The organism is Streptococcus sp. 10F2, assembly GCF_054331515.2.
The window spans coordinates 1-14,175 of sequence record NZ_JBTGGE020000004.1; the positions used below are offsets into that span (position 1 = coordinate 1).

28 protein-coding genes and 1 tRNA gene are annotated in these 14,175 nt (G+C 39.3%); 24 read left to right on the forward strand and 5 right to left on the reverse strand.

The genetic code is table 11. The features are described from left to right. Positions 1 to 387 precede the first annotated feature (387 nt). Positions 388 to 459, forward strand: a tRNA-Arg gene (locus ACXM1Q_RS01675). Between the two features lie 37 nt (positions 460 to 496). Here ACXM1Q_RS01675 and ACXM1Q_RS01680 read toward each other — a convergent pair. The 3 genes from ACXM1Q_RS01680 to ACXM1Q_RS01690 form a co-directional block, all read right to left on the reverse strand. Further along, positions 497 to 1,567 carry a site-specific integrase gene (locus ACXM1Q_RS01680; RefSeq protein WP_458515562.1) on the reverse strand — a complete coding sequence of 357 codons (1,071 nt, stop codon included), beginning with the start codon at positions 1,565 to 1,567 and terminating at the stop codon, positions 497 to 499. A gap of 124 nt (positions 1,568 to 1,691) precedes the next feature. Further along, on the reverse strand, positions 1,692 to 2,150 hold the full coding sequence (locus ACXM1Q_RS01685) for an Ltp family lipoprotein (RefSeq protein WP_458515563.1): 459 nt from the start codon (positions 2,148 to 2,150) through the stop codon (positions 1,692 to 1,694). 56 nt (positions 2,151 to 2,206) lie between these two features. Further along, the gene (locus ACXM1Q_RS01690; RefSeq protein WP_458515564.1) at positions 2,207 to 2,989 is read right to left on the reverse strand and encodes a LexA family transcriptional regulator; all 783 of its coding nucleotides are present in this window, start codon (positions 2,987 to 2,989) and stop codon (positions 2,207 to 2,209) included. Between the two features lie 360 nt (positions 2,990 to 3,349). Between ACXM1Q_RS01690 and ACXM1Q_RS01695 the strand changes: the two genes are divergently transcribed. Beyond that, a complete protein-coding gene (locus ACXM1Q_RS01695) occupies positions 3,350 to 3,508 on the forward strand; it encodes a hypothetical protein (RefSeq protein ID WP_458515565.1) in 159 nt (52 codons plus the stop codon). 93 nt (positions 3,509 to 3,601) lie between these two features. On the opposite strand, the gene ACXM1Q_RS01700 is transcribed toward ACXM1Q_RS01695, so the two are convergent. Further along, complete coding sequence (locus ACXM1Q_RS01700) at positions 3,602 to 4,282, reverse strand: DUF4145 domain-containing protein (protein WP_458515566.1); 681 nt, start codon at positions 4,280 to 4,282, stop codon at positions 3,602 to 3,604. 124 nt (positions 4,283 to 4,406) lie between these two features. On the opposite strand from ACXM1Q_RS01700, the gene ACXM1Q_RS01705 reads away from it, so the two are divergent. Then, the gene (locus ACXM1Q_RS01705; protein WP_458515567.1) at positions 4,407 to 4,643 is read left to right on the forward strand and encodes an XRE family transcriptional regulator; all 237 of its coding nucleotides are present in this window, start codon (positions 4,407 to 4,409) and stop codon (positions 4,641 to 4,643) included. Positions 4,644 to 4,702: 59 nt separating this feature from the next. Next, positions 4,703 to 4,885, forward strand: coding sequence for a hypothetical protein (locus tag ACXM1Q_RS01710; RefSeq protein WP_458515569.1), 183 nt, complete (start codon positions 4,703 to 4,705; stop codon positions 4,883 to 4,885). Here ACXM1Q_RS01710 and ACXM1Q_RS01715 read toward each other — a convergent pair. Next, positions 4,858 to 5,388: a hypothetical protein gene (locus ACXM1Q_RS01715; RefSeq protein ID WP_458515570.1), complete on the reverse strand. Its 531-nt coding sequence runs from the start codon at positions 5,386 to 5,388 to the stop codon at positions 4,858 to 4,860. The two genes, ACXM1Q_RS01710 and ACXM1Q_RS01715, sit on opposite strands and share 28 nt — an antisense overlap. Positions 5,389 to 5,610: 222 nt before the next feature. Here ACXM1Q_RS01715 and ACXM1Q_RS01720 point away from each other — a divergent pair, with 222 nt between their 5' ends. The 20 genes from ACXM1Q_RS01720 (at position 5,611) to ACXM1Q_RS01815 (ending at position 14,155) form a co-directional block, all read left to right on the forward strand. Further along, the gene (locus ACXM1Q_RS01720; RefSeq protein ID WP_458515572.1) at positions 5,611 to 5,889 is read left to right on the forward strand and encodes a DNA-binding protein; all 279 of its coding nucleotides are present in this window, start codon (positions 5,611 to 5,613) and stop codon (positions 5,887 to 5,889) included. A gap of 44 nt (positions 5,890 to 5,933) precedes the next feature. Then, on the forward strand, positions 5,934 to 6,875 hold the full coding sequence (locus ACXM1Q_RS01725) for a replication initiator protein A (protein WP_458515573.1): 942 nt from the start codon (positions 5,934 to 5,936) through the stop codon (positions 6,873 to 6,875). Between the two features lie 9 nt (positions 6,876 to 6,884). Continuing rightward, on the forward strand, positions 6,885 to 7,658 hold the full coding sequence (locus ACXM1Q_RS01730) for an ATP-binding protein (RefSeq protein ID WP_458515574.1): 774 nt from the start codon (positions 6,885 to 6,887) through the stop codon (positions 7,656 to 7,658). A 9-nt stretch (positions 7,659 to 7,667) separates the two neighbouring features. After that, a complete protein-coding gene (locus ACXM1Q_RS01735) occupies positions 7,668 to 7,826 on the forward strand; it encodes a hypothetical protein (protein WP_458515575.1) in 159 nt (52 codons plus the stop codon). Between the two features lie 17 nt (positions 7,827 to 7,843). After that, on the forward strand, positions 7,844 to 8,149 hold the full coding sequence (locus tag ACXM1Q_RS01740; RefSeq protein WP_458515576.1) for a hypothetical protein: 306 nt from the start codon (positions 7,844 to 7,846) through the stop codon (positions 8,147 to 8,149). A 98-nt stretch (positions 8,150 to 8,247) separates the two neighbouring features. After that, the gene (locus tag ACXM1Q_RS01745) at positions 8,248 to 8,559 is read left to right on the forward strand and encodes a hypothetical protein (protein ID WP_458515577.1); all 312 of its coding nucleotides are present in this window, start codon (positions 8,248 to 8,250) and stop codon (positions 8,557 to 8,559) included. 133 nt (positions 8,560 to 8,692) lie between these two features. Further along, a complete protein-coding gene (locus ACXM1Q_RS01750; protein WP_458515578.1) occupies positions 8,693 to 9,601 on the forward strand; it encodes a recombinase RecT in 909 nt (302 codons plus the stop codon). Between the two features lie 3 nt (positions 9,602 to 9,604). After that, positions 9,605 to 10,435, forward strand: coding sequence for a PD-(D/E)XK nuclease-like domain-containing protein (locus ACXM1Q_RS01755; RefSeq protein ID WP_458515579.1), 831 nt, complete (start codon positions 9,605 to 9,607; stop codon positions 10,433 to 10,435). Next, positions 10,432 to 10,614, forward strand: a complete 183-nt coding sequence (locus ACXM1Q_RS01760) for a hypothetical protein (RefSeq protein ID WP_458515581.1) — start codon at positions 10,432 to 10,434, stop codon at positions 10,612 to 10,614. Before ACXM1Q_RS01755 ends, ACXM1Q_RS01760 begins: the two co-directional genes overlap by 4 nt. 86 nt (positions 10,615 to 10,700) lie before the next feature. Next, on the forward strand, positions 10,701 to 11,129 hold the full coding sequence (ssb, locus tag ACXM1Q_RS01765; protein ID WP_458515583.1) for a single-stranded DNA-binding protein: 429 nt from the start codon (positions 10,701 to 10,703) through the stop codon (positions 11,127 to 11,129). Positions 11,130 to 11,137: 8 nt separating this feature from the next. Next, positions 11,138 to 11,347 (forward strand): hypothetical protein, encoded by a 210-nt coding sequence (locus ACXM1Q_RS01770; protein ID WP_458515585.1) that lies wholly within the window; start codon positions 11,138 to 11,140, stop codon positions 11,345 to 11,347. Then, positions 11,325 to 11,756, forward strand: coding sequence for a RusA family crossover junction endodeoxyribonuclease (locus ACXM1Q_RS01775; protein ID WP_458515587.1), 432 nt, complete (start codon positions 11,325 to 11,327; stop codon positions 11,754 to 11,756). The genes ACXM1Q_RS01770 and ACXM1Q_RS01775 overlap by 23 nt, the downstream gene beginning before the upstream one ends. Positions 11,757 to 11,884: 128 nt before the next feature. Continuing rightward, the gene (locus tag ACXM1Q_RS01780; protein ID WP_458515589.1) at positions 11,885 to 12,058 is read left to right on the forward strand and encodes a hypothetical protein; all 174 of its coding nucleotides are present in this window, start codon (positions 11,885 to 11,887) and stop codon (positions 12,056 to 12,058) included. 140 nt (positions 12,059 to 12,198) lie between these two features. After that, entirely contained in the window at positions 12,199 to 12,339 is a 141-nt protein-coding gene (locus ACXM1Q_RS01785; protein ID WP_458515591.1) for a hypothetical protein, read from the forward strand. Next, the gene (locus tag ACXM1Q_RS01790) at positions 12,340 to 12,687 is read left to right on the forward strand and encodes a DUF1372 family protein (protein WP_458515593.1); all 348 of its coding nucleotides are present in this window, start codon (positions 12,340 to 12,342) and stop codon (positions 12,685 to 12,687) included. A 3-nt stretch (positions 12,688 to 12,690) separates the two neighbouring features. After that, a complete protein-coding gene (locus ACXM1Q_RS01795; protein WP_458515595.1) occupies positions 12,691 to 13,023 on the forward strand; it encodes a hypothetical protein in 333 nt (110 codons plus the stop codon). Position 13,024: 1 nt separating this feature from the next. Further along, on the forward strand, positions 13,025 to 13,201 hold the full coding sequence (locus ACXM1Q_RS01800; protein ID WP_458515597.1) for a hypothetical protein: 177 nt from the start codon (positions 13,025 to 13,027) through the stop codon (positions 13,199 to 13,201). Next, a complete protein-coding gene (locus tag ACXM1Q_RS01805; RefSeq protein WP_458515599.1) occupies positions 13,198 to 13,398 on the forward strand; it encodes a hypothetical protein in 201 nt (66 codons plus the stop codon). Before ACXM1Q_RS01800 ends, ACXM1Q_RS01805 begins: the two co-directional genes overlap by 4 nt. After that, positions 13,395 to 13,601 (forward strand): hypothetical protein, encoded by a 207-nt coding sequence (locus ACXM1Q_RS01810; protein WP_458515331.1) that lies wholly within the window; start codon positions 13,395 to 13,397, stop codon positions 13,599 to 13,601. Before ACXM1Q_RS01805 ends, ACXM1Q_RS01810 begins: the two co-directional genes overlap by 4 nt. After that, complete coding sequence (locus ACXM1Q_RS01815) at positions 13,598 to 14,155, forward strand: DUF1642 domain-containing protein (protein WP_458515601.1); 558 nt, start codon at positions 13,598 to 13,600, stop codon at positions 14,153 to 14,155. The genes ACXM1Q_RS01810 and ACXM1Q_RS01815 overlap by 4 nt, the downstream gene beginning before the upstream one ends. Positions 14,156 to 14,175 lie beyond the last annotated feature (20 nt).

The window sequence follows — 14,175 nt, forward strand, 5'->3', positions numbered from 1 at the left end:
CTTTTTGATAATTCTTTGTTTGGTCTTTCCGTCTTTGCGATAACTTTCGGCAAGGTACACATGAGTTCTACCTTCTTTATTTGTAGTAGTTCGAATAAAAGCCATGTTTCCATTATATCATACAAGCGCATACAACACAAACAAAATCTAGCGAGAGCTTTAAAAAAATCCAGTTCTATCAAGTAATTGAACTGGATCGGCTACAACATAAACTGATAAACTCGGGAGTATGCTAGTAACTAAAAATGGGGAATAGTTTTTGATAGGGCAACGTTTGGACGCTGCCCTATTTTTGATTCCCCAATATCTGTGTAGACATGAGCGATTATGAATTGTAGAAAAAATTTCTTGCCTTCCTCTATCGTTTTTGATATACTTAATGAGTTACCACCCTTAGTGTAATGGATATCACGTAAGATTCCGGTTCTTGAGATGGGAGTTCGATTCTCTCAGGGTGGATGAAACTACGTTGAAAAAGCCTGTAACAACAGGCTTTTTACTTTATTTGACCCAAATCTGCCCCAAATAATTTTCTTATCCTATCAGAATTCTTATTTTTACTATCCTCAAGAAGGTGGGTATAAATAGTAAGAGTAGTTGTAAGGTCTTTATGACCTAAGATATTAGAAACTGTTAGGATGTCAATTTGCTTGCTAATCAAATAGCTGGCATAGGTATGTCGCAGACTATGTACGTGAGTATTTTTGCTGGTTAGTTTTTTAAGAGTTTTATTTACTGCGGTGTTTGAGAGGTTGTCAAAAAGACGGTTACTTATACCGTGGTACTCGATGTAAACTTTTAATAATTCTGCAGTTTCTGGATCAATTGGAATAGTGCGGATAGAGCTTTTGTTTTTAGTGGGAGCGAATCCACGTTCCGCACCATAGACCTTGAAGGTTTTATCAATATTGATTTCTTGACTCTCCCACAGAATATCATTCTTGGTTAACCCCATCGCTTCTGAAAAACGCATTCCAGTTACAGAAATGAGATAGATACAGAAGTGAGACTTATAGTGAATGTTCTTTTTTGTCTTTTGGATAAGTTCCAGATAGCTATCAAGTTCTAAAAACTTTTCAGGATTTTCTACATCTTTATTTTTTACTGTGGTTAGAGCAGTGAAATCCCTCTGAAGAATGCCATCGTGTAAAGCGAATTTGATACACTGTTTTATATGAGTATTAAACATTCTGACTGTTTGAAAAGAATGGCTTTCTTGGAAAGTATTTATAGCACTTTGATAGGTAGCAGTAGTCATCTTACTTAGCTTTGTATCTTTGAAGAACTCCTCTATCTTTTTGTGAGTGTATTCATACTTCTTCCATGTTTCAGGACGGATATTTGGTTTTTTATATAAATTTGCCCACTGGATAAAATACTCCTCAAATGTAATATCGTTATTTTCAACAACTCCTAAATTTAGAAGATTTTCAGCTTGGTTTGCGGCTCGAGCTGCTTCGCTTTTTGTCCGAAAACCTGATTTTGACTTCTGCTTGTATTTACCATCAGGAGTTTTGTAGGATATCCGATATTCCCATCCATTATCCCTTTTTCTAAAATATGCCATAACTTTACCTCATTTATGATAAAATGGGTATAGTAAAAGAGCCGGCAGTAGCTGCAGGTTTTTACTATACAATCGTTTCTCCTCACACTCAATTTTTGGCGAAGGCGAGTGTGGGGAGATTTTTTTATTTTTCTTCAGCAAGTTCTTTTTCTAGTTTTTCGATGGCGTAATTTACTTCACTTTCTGTGTATCCTCCACCATCTCCCTCAGAAGTTAGGCTTTCTTTAATTTTATCAGCAGACATACCAAACTCGTTTAGCTGTTTGGCCGTTTTGTAGGCATTCTCTTTGAAATCAATACCAGCTTGTTTGATTGCTTCTTCAGCTACTTCTTTGGAGTACTCGAATTCAGATGAAGTCATAGCTTCAATCAGTGCTTTTTTGGACATTGGTACATCTTTAAGATACTCAAGATTTTTAACAGCAGCATTGACATCAACGTTGTTTGTTGAAGCACTAGATGAAGAAGACTGTTCTGCCTGTGATTCAGAACTAGATGATGATTCAGTTGATTGGTTATTTGAACAAGCGACAAGTGTAAAACTTGCAAGAAGTGTGACTCCTAATAAAGCAATCTTTTTCATAATAAAAACTTCCTAGCCAGCTTTTACCGTGGATCAGGCATTGCACATTGATTTTTTTATTTTCTATAAACATCAACCACGACACCGACCGCTTCGGCGTATTCATCTTCAGAGAAGTAAATGTCATCGTAGTCAGAATTCAGACTTTCGAGTCGATCAGACTGTAGTCTTTTAACAAAGTTACCCTTACTGGTTCTAAAGACACCAATCTCCCCGATTTCAATTTGTTTAGTAAAGGTGATAAAAAGAATATCTCCGTTGTGAAGTTTCGGTCGCATAGAGTCACCAATAACCATGGCTAAGTCGTCAAACTCATCAGGAATTTCACTTGTAGGAACTCTGACCTCTATATCTGTATCTTCTTCTTGCCAAATTCCTTCTCCAGCTGATTCCAGTCCATGAACGATAAGATATTCGTATTCCTCCTTTGGTTTGGAAAGTGTAGTGACCTTCTCGGAATCGTAGTATGTAGAATCTTCTTGAACTGTGTTCTGTTCCTGTAACTGTTTTTCAGCTGTGTCTAAGACAATCAATTGGCGCTCATGCTCAAGCTGACTTGAGGTGTCTGTTATTTTTTTGAGGGTGGAGGATTCAACCTCTTGATGGTTATCAATTAAAACGGATTTATCATCCGAAGAGGAGGATAAATCAAATAGTTCTTGAGGTTCTACCCCCAATGCTTGAGCATAGATTCTAATATCTCTTTCATCTAGTTGTCTTTTACCATTCTCATGGTTCGAAATTGTATTTTGTTTGAATCCAGTTAACTCGGCTAATTGGGATTGTGTCAGTTTTTTTGATTTTCTGATTATTTTAATCGATTCCCCAAGAATATTCATAAGCTACCACCTTTCCTTTCCTATATTATACATCAATGAGATAAAAAAATAAACAAAAAAATCTCAAAAAGGGATAAAAAACTGTTGACAAATATCTCGTATCGAGATATAATATAATCAAGGTCAGGGAATGACCTAGCAAAAAGAAAGGAGGTACAGGACATGGAGTCAAGGCTAAATAAAAAGCCTAAGCACAAGGAAATCGCATTCGAAATCAGTTTCCTTGGACTTAGACTTAAGTTCAAATTCTTAATCAAGTGGTAACTTGGTTAAGAGGGAGGCGAAAGCCTCCTCCCCTTAGGGGGATATATTTAGTCTAACACATAGCTTGTACCTCCGCAAGAAAAAGGAGAGTAAAAAATGAACTGGAAAAAAGTTTTAATTGGTAGTTTTGAGAAAACACAAACATTTTCTGCCGGAACAGAAAAAACTAAGATTTCCATCAAAGGTGGATTGATTCCAAGCGTATTGATTCTTGGAGCAATTGCTTACGGTGTTTATCGGTTGGTGTTTGGGTGAGGAGGTCAATATGAACGAACTAGAAAAAACAGTCCTTGATGAATTGGTGAAAACGACTGGAGTTATTCTTGAAAAAATCGAGAGTATTGAGATTCAATTAGAAGAAGTGAAACGTAATGCTTCATCAAAATCGTATTCAGACGCAATAAATTGAGCGCACGCTAGTATGAATCGCTTAAGATCTTGAATATCTTTATCGTCATGTTTTCTAATGTAATGCGTCTCGTCATTTCCGATCCATGAGATAGCTTTAGCTAAGGTTTGTATTTTAGGGAATTTGGAAAAGTAAGTTGATATTACCTGACCCAAAGGCATAGTTTTGATTTGATCTTGATTTTCTGGCTTTTTATAGATTGCAAAATCTTTGAGAAGAAATTCAGCTGATTTTCGATAGCCGACGCCAGCGACTTGTTCGAGTTTTTCTGCTTCTGCAACGGTAGCTTGTCCGTAAATTTCAACGAAGTCAGGGGATACTTTTTCGATGTTCCGTGGGAGATTAACCTTAATTGGTGGACGGTAGGAATAAGTTTTGATATTAGTTGAGAGGCTATCGGGGTTAACTGAATATTCTAAAGCAAAATATTTTTTACAATCAGAATAGGAACATCGATATGTTACGGAAAAACGAGCGAAATCTGTTCGTAGAATATCCTGACTTTGGGACTTTGAGACTAACGCCGGCGAAGTATTTCGACCACAATGTGGACACCATTCAGGGGTATCAATTGACACTGTTTTGCGTGTATTTATGAATTCGATTTGTATATTTTCCATAATTCATTCTCCAATCATTTTTCTTTAATTATACCAAACCGTGAAGCCAGTTCTGGTACTTTCCGTGGTTCGATTCCACGGCTGGCTGTTGCCCTGCAGGGCGAATAAAAATTTAGGAAGGGAGGTGGCGGTATTGTCCAAAAAACAGAGATTGAAAATGGAACATTTGAAACCTAAAGAACGTTTACGAAAAGAGCGTCTAGCGCGTGAACTGACCGAGACATATATGGCTGATTTAATTGGTCTAAAAAATCGAAAAGGTTACTCTGAAAAAGAAGATGGACTCCAATCATTCAAAGATTATGAAATGGCCATTATCGCTAAAAAATTTGGTATCCCAGAAGCGGAATTATTTTTTTAGAACAAAATATCTCAAAAAGAGATATCCTTGCCAAGTAATGATTAGAAAGGAGGCGCACGATGAGACCAAATAGGTATCCGTATAGTGGACGTATAAAAACCCCCACCAGTGTGTCGGTGAGGGAGTGGGTTCAGGAAGTCGAGAAAGACATTGTCGAACTTGGCTTGCAAAATGACAAGAATTGGAAAGAGTTAGTGAGTCTTGCGGTGGCAAATCACCAAAGCTCTCGCCATTGGCTTTGACGCCAAGTCACATTATTTTCTCTAGTTCTTCCCATAACTGATTTGTACTCATTTGTAACAATATCAGGTCTTGGATTAAACGGGAACTCTAAAAACCGTTTTGGAGTTTGAACCTCAAGGAAATAGTCGGATTGATAGAGTATGTGTGAATCAAATATAAAATCTCCTGTGTAAATAGAGTAAGGCTTTATAAGCAAAGGAAGTTGGATTCCATTATGTAAAAATTCAGTGTTTTTAATTTCATGGGATTTTTTAAGCGAACCAATGTCTTTTGCGTAAGTTTGAATTTTATCCTTTGTAACAGTGAGTCCCACAATTGTGATTGGATTTGCTGATTCATTGATGAAAGAAATACGAACTGACATTTCACGGGTTGATTCGTCAAATATAGATCTTTGATTTGCTACCCCCAACCTATAGGTCGATTTATAAAGAGGAACTAAGAATGAGCTGATTGAAATCAGGAGAGAAAAAACAGAAATGATAATCGGAATAAACAACATAAGAATTCCTTTCTATCGCATTACTTAACTATATTTTATCAAAAAAGGAGAAAGAAGATGCTTGAGACAGTTATGTGGATTTTAACAGGAATTAATGTTCTATGTGCTGTGATTAACATTTTAGCCATGAAATCACGACGACATTAATACAAAAAAGACGCCAATTGCAGTTGGCGCCATTAGAAAATTATACACGTCAATTATACCACGAAAGGAGCGCTTATGGACGATATAGCAGATAGTTTAATAAAACGTTTTATTTCAAAGTTAAAAGTGGCAATTACTGAAGTTTTTGAGACTTTCAATATTGAACTCGCCCTACCTCTGATTTTAAACAGTGAGCAATGTAAGAAGTTGCTTGGCGTTAATAACTACGAACGTTTTCAAGAAATAGTTTCCATTCCTGGTTTTCCTAAGATTGATAAAGGTAGAGGTCACCATGTTCGTTTTCCGAGAGACGCAGTCGTGGAATGGATGAAAGAAAACTGGGAATTACTGTAAAAAAGGAGCTTAACCATGCTAGAAACTTAGGAGGAGCAACATGAATGACGGAACAGTTTATCAAAATCCCTATCCAGCTTCTCAAAGATGAGAGCTTTAGCAATCTGAGCTTGAATGCAGTTGTCCTGTATAGTTTGCTCGTGGATAGGCTGGAATCTTCGAAGAAAAACGGAGACAAGTTCAAGGATGAAAACGGGGATTTCTACGCCGTGATGACTCGTGACGAGATTGTAGATTTGTTGCGAGTCGGAAAGAATAAAGTCCCCAAAATAAAAAAAGAACTCATTGATCACAGCCTTTTAGAGGAGAAGAACCGAGGATCAAGAACGACATTATATTATCCTCAAAAACTAAAAATTGAATCCGGCAACGTCGGCCTTCATGCGTTGGTCAAAGCCGAAAATTGGAATACCGAAACAGGGCGTAATGATGTCCCGAAATCGGGCTTAACAACTCCTGTAATGTACCAAAATGGGGCGCAATGGAGTACCGAAACAGGGCGTAATGATGTCCCGAAATCGGGCTTAACAACTCCTGTAATGTACCAAAATGGGGCGCAATGGAGTACCGAAACAGGGCGTAATGATGTCCCGAAATCGGGCACTAATCAGACTAATTATAATCAGACTGATAATAATCATACTACTCTCGCTCCTAGACAGTCTAATAACGTAGATAGGGACTTCCAAATTTTGCATAATCTTGCGCTGGACGCATTGCAAAAAATGCATTTCAGTTCTAACGAGTTCCAGGTTTTCAGGCATGACGTGAGAGAAGCGACTCAGGGGAACAAGCAGGAGTTTGAACTAGTAAAGCTAGCTATCGAAGAGGCTAGAAACAACAATGCTAGTTCCTGGAACTATGTCTCAACGGTCCTTAGAAATTGGAGAGCAAAGGGGATCAGGAACGAAGAGGAACTTTACGAAAACAAGCGAAAGCGTAAAGAAGACCAATTGCCGGAGATTCCAGATTGGTTAGGGATTTAGGGAGGAGTTATGCAAGAAGTAAAATTCGGAAGTTTACCGCTAGCCTTTCAGCCAGCAAAAGAGAAATGCGAAAAGCATAACGTGGCATTTATTCAATCCCCAAAATTACCTGAACCTGTTTGTCCAAGATGCGAAAGCGAGAGAATCCAAGTCGAAAACCAAAAGAGAGTGGACAAGATTTCGAAAGAGCTAGATGAGCAGAAACGGCTCTACTTTATCAAGGAGTTGAGTATGTATGACGAGACACTTGATAAGGCAACTTTTGAAAACTTCGAGACGACAAATGATTTTGACAAAAAAGCTCTGGAGTGGGCAAAGGCAAGAACTAGGGAATGGTACAGAGGGGCTAGAAATAATATAGTTCTACGAGGTAGAGCTGGAACAGGCAAGAGCCACTTAGCCTTTGCGATGGTGAAGGCGTTGAGTGAGGGAAATGGCAAAAAAGCCCTATTCGTCAATGTTCCGACCTTGATGGACAAAGCGATGGACAACAACTTTGAAAAGAAAAATTTTTACATTGACCAGCTTAGTTCGGTAGATTACCTGGTTCTTGATGACCTTGGAAAAGAGTACAAAAGCAACGTAGGTCGCTTGATGATTTACTCAATCTTAAATGCAAGGTCGAATACTATCATCACGACAAATCTTTCTGATCGAGAATTGACAGCACATTACGACAACGATCCAGCTATTATTACCCGAATCAAAAAGGGGATCCCGAAAGGTTCAGACAATCAGCTGGAATTTGACGAAGCAAGCAATAAACGTACGATTTATTTTTAGGAGTTACAGATGGAAATAATCGCAATGATTGAGCATTTTGAGAAAACAACAGGCGACTTAATAGACGATACATACAAAGAGCGCCTGATTGAAGCGGGTTATGAGGTGGCTTATGGCTATCTTGAAAGGCGTAAGCAGTTCCACGGGAATGCAATTATCACTTTTTAAAGACAGGAGAAAATATAATGCTAGACACACTTTTGAAACTAACTGAAATCTTGGCCCTTGGGACTGCGTCTGTATGTGCATTAGAGTTCATGATCCGGAGAGTTCGTTTGAAGTGTAGACGTAAACGTGAAGCAGAGATTGCAGCAATTGAAGCTAGAGCGTACAAGAAAGCGGAGCAGGATCTGGCAGAGAAACAGCGACTAGACGCTGTAAGGCTAGCAGAATCTCGTAAGAGTATCGTGTGGTCCGCAGTTCAGGAAGAGCGTGCTTATCGCAAAGAAGCAACGAATGGAAATGTTATCCAGCTCCCATACAGACCATGAATCAGAAATGGCGGTCCGCTATATGGATTTGCTAGAAGATTACATCAGGGAAGTTGAGAGAAACGAAAAGCTAAGAAAAGAAGTTAGGAGGCTAGAAAATGAAAACTGGACGCTTAAGCGAAAGCGTAAGTTTTGAAACTAAAGAGAAAAAGGTACGTGGGAGCTTATCGATCAAACTGATTGAAAAATTAGATGCTTTACAAAATCGTGACCACAAGGCTTATGTTGAGTTTATCGAGAATGATTATCCGAATCATCAAGAATTAGTTGAGCGTTGGGAGGAATATGTTGACGCTCACGGTACTCCTCATCAAATTAATACCTTACTAGCGATAAAGGGTACGAACGGATACCCGACAAAACTCTACACCGTTTACCGTGGTCTAGTTAATCATGCAGAAGAGGTCTGATATGTATTTCGAGGACCGAGACGATTACGTTGCTCACCGTGAGTGGTTGCACCAGGAGAACATCGATCCGCTCGAAGATGAGAAGTACGACGGTTGGAAAGATAGCCTAGAAAAATAAAGATTGGAGAAAAATATGGCATACGCAATTACTACACACAAAAACTTTTTTAACTCACCTGCGGTAAAGGAAAGATTCGCAGAAGTTTTAAAGGGAAAAGAGACAGGTTTTATCACCAGTCTGCTATCTCTTGTGGGAGACGATAAAACCTTATCAAGAGCCAACTCAGACACAATTTATGCAGCAGCGATGAAGGCGGCCGTTCTAGACTTGCCAATTGAAAAAAGCCTAGGCTATGCATACGTCGTACCTTACAAAGGTCAAGCGCAGTTCCAGTTAGGCTACAAAGGATTGATCCAGCTAGCTCAAAGGAGCGGAAAATATAAGAGTATCAATTCGGGGGTTATCTACAAAAGTCAGTTCATTTCTTGGAATCCGATTTTTGAAGAATTAGAAGTCGATTTTACACAACCAACAGATGAAGTTGTTGGCTACTTTGCAGCCTTCAAGCTCTTGAATGGATTTTCAAAAATGACTTATTGGACCAAGGAGGAGGTCGAAGCTCATGCTAAACGATTTTCTAAAGCTTACAATTCTGGACCTTGGAAAACTGACTTCGATGCAATGGCCCAGAAAACCCTCTTGAAGCAAATCATTAGTAAGTACGGTCCGCTATCGGTTGAAATGCAGGAGGCTATCGCTAGTGATAACGAAAATGAGACAGTTGAAGCACCAAGAGACGTTACTCCGGATCAACCCGAAAATTTAGATGATATCTTAGGATCCTCAGAATTGCCACAGGAGGACGAAAAAGAAAAAGTGGAAGAATCTACTGAAGAAGTAGATGAAGCGCCACAGGCGGAAGAAGAACCACCTAAAAAGACACCTCAGAAGAAAAGTGAAGTGATCGACCAAGAAACGGGAGAGATTTTTGAACAAGAATCACTCTTCGAGGGAATGACTACAAATCCAAAAGAGGGTTAGAGTATGTTGACACAGGAAAATTATTATCAGGACAAAACCTACTTGACTAACTCACGGATCAAAAAGTATATGGAGTGCCAAGCCAAAGCCAAGGCTATAGAGAATGGTGATTGGGTGGAGGAGCGGGACGAAACCGCTCTTCTAGTTGGCAACTATGTTCACAGCTACTTCGAGAGTGAGAAAGCACATCAGCAATTTCTTGAAGAAAACGGCGACAAGATGATTGCTAAAACAGGTAAAACAAAAGGCCAACTCAAGAAGGATTTCTTGATTGGCGACAAGATGATTCGAGTTCTGGAAACTGACGAGCGATTCAATCAGCTTTATCACGGCCAGAGCGGCGACAAAGTAGAAAAAGAAATGATTGTATTCGGTGAACTGGAAGGAATCCCCTTCAAAGGCAAACTAGACAGCGTGAATCTAACCCGTGGCTACTTCGTGGACCTAAAGACAATGAAGTCTATCTATGCTGACGAGTGGAACTCAGAGTTGAGAACCCGAATCAAGGCAGCAGCCAACAACATCTTGAATTTTGGATACGCTGGGCAGTTAGCGCTCTATCGTGAATTGTTGAAGCAACGGACCGGAGACGACTATAGACAGTTTATTGTTGCCGTTAGCAAGGAAAATGTGCCCGACAAAGAGGTCTTAGTAATACCGGAACAATTTCTTGATACAGGTCTTTCAGACTTACTAGAGGCAGCAATCGAGATTTGGGACGTGATCCAAGGTAAGAAAGAACCTAAAAAGTGCGAGCGATGCGATTATTGCCGGAGCGTGAAAAAACTAACCAAAATCGTTAGCTTGGATGAATTGATTGGAGAACGGAAATGAGCAATTACAGAGTTAAGCATTTTTATGATAACCGGACGCCCGATCTTGAGAAACAAGTCAATGACTTTATTAAAAATAACAATATCGAAGTTTTGAAATACACATTTCATCCTATCAAATTTCGTGACAGTCTGTGTTTCACAGGTGTCCTAGAGTACGAGGTGGAAGAAAATGATTGATTTATTGAAGGAGATTGGGATGGCTATTGTTTGGTTGTTGCTAGGATATTTACTTGGTGAGCGGAGTTCAGGAAAGGGTGATTCAGATGATTAATAACGTTGTACTAGTTGGTCGCTTGACTGCAAAGCCAGAACTAAAATTCACACAATCAAATAAAGCGGTGGCGAGTTTTACGCTCGCCGTCAATCGTCAATTTAAGAATCAGGATGGTAATCGTGAAGCGGATTTCATCAATTGTGTTGTTTGGGGACAATCTGCGGAGAATCTAGCTAATTGGAATGACAAGGGATCTTTAATTGGTGTAGTTGGACGAATTCAGACTCGTAACTACGAGAATCAACAAGGACAGCGAGTTTATGTGACAGAGATTTTGGTTGGTTCTTGGCAGAAGCTAGAATTTGGTCAAAACCAAGACGGAAATCAAGGTCAGCAAGTTCCAGCGACCGGTTACAATCAAAATCCGTTTGGAAATACGGGGTCGATGGACATCTCAGATGATGATTTGCCATTCTAGGGGGTTCTATGGGAGAAGAAACCAAGGTTTATATTTTGTACAAAGGGGATGAGTTCATTGATGTTGGAACACTCGATGAACTCTCTGAGCGGAACGGCATTTCAAAGCGTACAATTCGAACCTACAGTACACCAAGTAGAAAACGGAGAAGGCCAAACGGAATGCTTGCTTATTTATACGAAGGAGATGACGAAAGTGAAGCTGGTCTTGAATATTGAACCGAAACCACAATCACGCCCAAGGTTTTCAAGACATGGGAAATTTGTAAAAACTTACGAAGAAAAAAAGATGAGTACGTGGCGTGAACAGTGTAAGTTGTTGGTTAAGAGCGTTTATAAAGGAAAATCTAAGCTGGAAGGCCCTTTGAGAGCACGAGTGAGGTTTTATATCGAACCTCCTCAATACCTCTCTAAAGTCAAAAAGAATCGGAAGGATCTACTGGATGAAATTATTCCTGTAGGAAAGAAACCTGATATTGACAATTATGAAAAAGCTCTATACGACAGCATGTCGAAGATAGTTTTCAACGATGATGGTCAGATTGCTCATCACGATGTAGCGAAATTTTATAGCTTGAATCCTCGTATTGAGGTAGAAATTGAGGAAATGAAATATGGAAAAACCTAAATTTGGAGTGCAGCTGTGGTTTAAAGGGGAACTCAGAAATGTAGTGCGGTTCTCACGCAAAGAAGCAGCAAAGTTGTACATGAAGCAGAGACGGCACACGAATTATGATATGAGGTTGGTGGAGCTGGATGACGAATAGATTTAAGGAACTGAGAATCGAGGATAAGCGTTGCGACGCTAGACTTGGAATGTATCAGTTTTTGATTGATGGTGAATGGATCGGTGTAAATCCCTACGATTACCATTGCTTTGAAATCGGGGATGCAGTTCCGCAGTATGTGGTGGAAAGGGGCAGTGAGTGAACCTATCTAATGTTATTGGTTTCATATGGTTGTATCTTGTTACGATGATGAAGCTTGGTGCAGAGTTCGATTTTTGGGATAGTTTATTTATAGGGATAGCTATTACCCTACTGTTTGCTAAAAATAATAAGGAGAAGTAGATGATTGGACCATGTCAATTTTGTAAGCAAGAAAAAGAAATCGCAGCTAGGGGGATAGCTTGCGGACCAGGAGGAGGGTTCGTAGGACTTTGTCACGAATGTTCTCGGGTGATGTTTGAAGATGACGAGGAGGACGATTGAATGACTGAACGAGAAGAAACTATCAAAGAAACCGCTTTGTTCGGTGTCTGGATCATGACGGTGTTCATCTTTGTGATTATGCTACATTTCGGAATCCAGCTACACGAGCTGGAGCAGAAAGTAGAGCGCTTGGAGATGAGTCAGGTTCAACTTAGGCAGACGTACACAGGACTGACTGTCGGAAAAGTAGTCGACAAGCAGGATAAAGACGGTAAGTACACGCTGACTATCTCTGGCTACGGGACTTTCTTGGTGAAAAAAGAGACTTATGAGAAATCGGTATTAGGTAGCGATATGCCGGAGGAAATTAAGGAGCGTGTGGAAGTGAAGAATCGTGTAGGAGGATAGAAGATGAATTGGTTAGTTTTTGCAGTAGTAGTTTTAAGTCTGATTTGTACATTGTTAAACATTTATTTATATCTAATGTTCTATGTCAATTTAAAGCGACTTGATAATCAAGTAGAATATTATAAAAAAAGTTTTATAAGAGCTTTTGGCTGGGATGAGTGGGATTGGTCTACTGGTTTTGAAAAATATCGGAAAGAGGCTAAGAAAAATTCTAGTAGATTAGATGATATTGAGTCCTTGCCAATTATCCAGGCCGCTGTAAAAGCCCGAAGAATCGAAAACCTTAATCGTGAAAAAGAAAAAGTTGAAGCAGAGCTTGGTAAATTAGGAGGATAGTATGAAATTAGTAAAGATTGATACAGGTTGGATAAATATTTCTGCGGTTAGTGCTATAACACCATCTAGCACAGGAGACTTTAAAACAAATATTTATCTAATAGGTGACAACACTCCTATGCGTTCATATCTACCACTTGACGAAGTAGTTGCAATTATCAATGGAGGGTTGAAATGACTAAAGAAGTGTTCGTAACTGAACGTCTGATTATAGATTTTCTGACGGGTATGTTCAAGACTCTGTGTAAGAAAATTGAGAACCCGAAAAATCCAAGACAAAAGATGTTTTCTGAAAGTTTTGATTTAGATATAGATAACGTAACTTATACTTGTCGATTAGAAGTCAAAAGAAAAGATAAGGAGGGAACAGAATGACAGCTAAACGAAGACATAGAGCGATTGAGAAAGCACGGAAAAGAGCTACAGTTTGGGAGTTGCGTTGGGAAGAGTATAGAAACTATAATTCTGATTCAACACCTTACAGAGCAAGATTTAAAAGTGAAAAGTTGGCTGTTGAGTGGGCTAAGGAAAATATTGGTTGCCCTAGTTCGACTAGTTTGAGGGAGATTACGCTATGACAGAAAAACTAAAATACAAAGTTGGGGACAAGGTGATGATTGAGGCGAAGATTGAGGAAGCTGATAGCTATGACACTTATCCTTATCGATTACGTATCGGGAATGCTATTACAGGTTGGGTGAAGTCAGACGAATTTAAAAAATCACTTGTAAACCTCCCACCAAAACCAAAAATCCCGCAGGCGGTGATGGAGTATTATGAGAAACACAAAGATAGTGATTGGACAATAAGTGACTATTTGAGACACCATCCAGAAGAACTTGAATACTGGTTTTTCTATGATGATAATAAACTCAAAAACCAACACGCTCTAGCAACTCTTATCACCTATGGTCCAGAAGCCGTTGAGGTTGAGAAGGAGAAGAGGTATCGGGTTGTGTTTAAATCAAGTGGCCAAGTTCTTGCTAAAGTCAATGACCACAGTATCGATGAAGTTTACTTCATGTTTTTACATAAAGGGGATATGTGTTACCCAAAACAAGAACTAATCGAAGCTGGCTTTGAAGGTGTGTTTGCTAATGAGATGTTCGAAGTGGAAGAGGTGGAGCAATGACCTATTACGGAATCCGTATC

Excerpts from the sequence above, each read along its gene's own strand:
- ACXM1Q_RS01690 (WP_458515564.1), bottom strand. The coding sequence starts at position 2,989 with ATGAATATTCTTGGGGAATCGATTAAAATAATCAGAAAATCAAAAAAA.
- ACXM1Q_RS01795 (WP_458515595.1), top strand. The coding sequence starts at position 12,691 with ATGAATTGGTTAGTTTTTGCAGTAGTAGTTTTAAGTCTGATTTGTACA.
- ACXM1Q_RS01815 (WP_458515601.1), top strand. The coding sequence starts at position 13,598 with ATGACAGAAAAACTAAAATACAAAGTTGGGGACAAGGTGATGATTGAG.
- ACXM1Q_RS01695 (WP_458515565.1), top strand. The coding sequence starts at position 3,350 with ATGAACTGGAAAAAAGTTTTAATTGGTAGTTTTGAGAAAACACAAACA.
- ACXM1Q_RS01750 (WP_458515578.1), top strand. The coding sequence starts at position 8,693 with ATGGCATACGCAATTACTACACACAAAAACTTTTTTAACTCACCTGCG.
- ACXM1Q_RS01790 (WP_458515593.1), top strand. The coding sequence starts at position 12,340 with ATGACTGAACGAGAAGAAACTATCAAAGAAACCGCTTTGTTCGGTGTC.
- ACXM1Q_RS01700 (WP_458515566.1), bottom strand. The coding sequence starts at position 4,282 with ATGGAAAATATACAAATCGAATTCATAAATACACGCAAAACAGTGTCA.
- ACXM1Q_RS01740 (WP_458515576.1), top strand. The coding sequence starts at position 7,844 with ATGCTAGACACACTTTTGAAACTAACTGAAATCTTGGCCCTTGGGACT.
- ACXM1Q_RS01680 (WP_458515562.1), bottom strand. The coding sequence starts at position 1,567 with ATGGCATATTTTAGAAAAAGGGATAATGGATGGGAATATCGGATATCC.
- ACXM1Q_RS01785 (WP_458515591.1), top strand. The coding sequence starts at position 12,199 with ATGATTGGACCATGTCAATTTTGTAAGCAAGAAAAAGAAATCGCAGCT.
- ACXM1Q_RS01685 (WP_458515563.1), bottom strand. The coding sequence starts at position 2,150 with ATGAAAAAGATTGCTTTATTAGGAGTCACACTTCTTGCAAGTTTTACA.
- ACXM1Q_RS01730 (WP_458515574.1), top strand. The coding sequence starts at position 6,885 with ATGCAAGAAGTAAAATTCGGAAGTTTACCGCTAGCCTTTCAGCCAGCA.
- ACXM1Q_RS01780 (WP_458515589.1), top strand. The coding sequence starts at position 11,885 with ATGACGAATAGATTTAAGGAACTGAGAATCGAGGATAAGCGTTGCGAC.
- ACXM1Q_RS01725 (WP_458515573.1), top strand. The coding sequence starts at position 5,934 with ATGACGGAACAGTTTATCAAAATCCCTATCCAGCTTCTCAAAGATGAG.
- ACXM1Q_RS01810 (WP_458515331.1), top strand. The coding sequence starts at position 13,395 with ATGACAGCTAAACGAAGACATAGAGCGATTGAGAAAGCACGGAAAAGA.
- ACXM1Q_RS01770 (WP_458515585.1), top strand. The coding sequence starts at position 11,138 with ATGGGAGAAGAAACCAAGGTTTATATTTTGTACAAAGGGGATGAGTTC.
- ACXM1Q_RS01800 (WP_458515597.1), top strand. The coding sequence starts at position 13,025 with ATGAAATTAGTAAAGATTGATACAGGTTGGATAAATATTTCTGCGGTT.
- ACXM1Q_RS01745 (WP_458515577.1), top strand. The coding sequence starts at position 8,248 with ATGAAAACTGGACGCTTAAGCGAAAGCGTAAGTTTTGAAACTAAAGAG.
- ACXM1Q_RS01710 (WP_458515569.1), top strand. The coding sequence starts at position 4,703 with ATGAGACCAAATAGGTATCCGTATAGTGGACGTATAAAAACCCCCACC.
- ACXM1Q_RS01715 (WP_458515570.1), bottom strand. The coding sequence starts at position 5,388 with ATGTTGTTTATTCCGATTATCATTTCTGTTTTTTCTCTCCTGATTTCA.
- ssb (WP_458515583.1), top strand. The coding sequence starts at position 10,701 with ATGATTAATAACGTTGTACTAGTTGGTCGCTTGACTGCAAAGCCAGAA.
- ACXM1Q_RS01735 (WP_458515575.1), top strand. The coding sequence starts at position 7,668 with ATGGAAATAATCGCAATGATTGAGCATTTTGAGAAAACAACAGGCGAC.
- ACXM1Q_RS01720 (WP_458515572.1), top strand. The coding sequence starts at position 5,611 with ATGGACGATATAGCAGATAGTTTAATAAAACGTTTTATTTCAAAGTTA.
- ACXM1Q_RS01805 (WP_458515599.1), top strand. The coding sequence starts at position 13,198 with ATGACTAAAGAAGTGTTCGTAACTGAACGTCTGATTATAGATTTTCTG.
- ACXM1Q_RS01760 (WP_458515581.1), top strand. The coding sequence starts at position 10,432 with ATGAGCAATTACAGAGTTAAGCATTTTTATGATAACCGGACGCCCGAT.
- ACXM1Q_RS01755 (WP_458515579.1), top strand. The coding sequence starts at position 9,605 with ATGTTGACACAGGAAAATTATTATCAGGACAAAACCTACTTGACTAAC.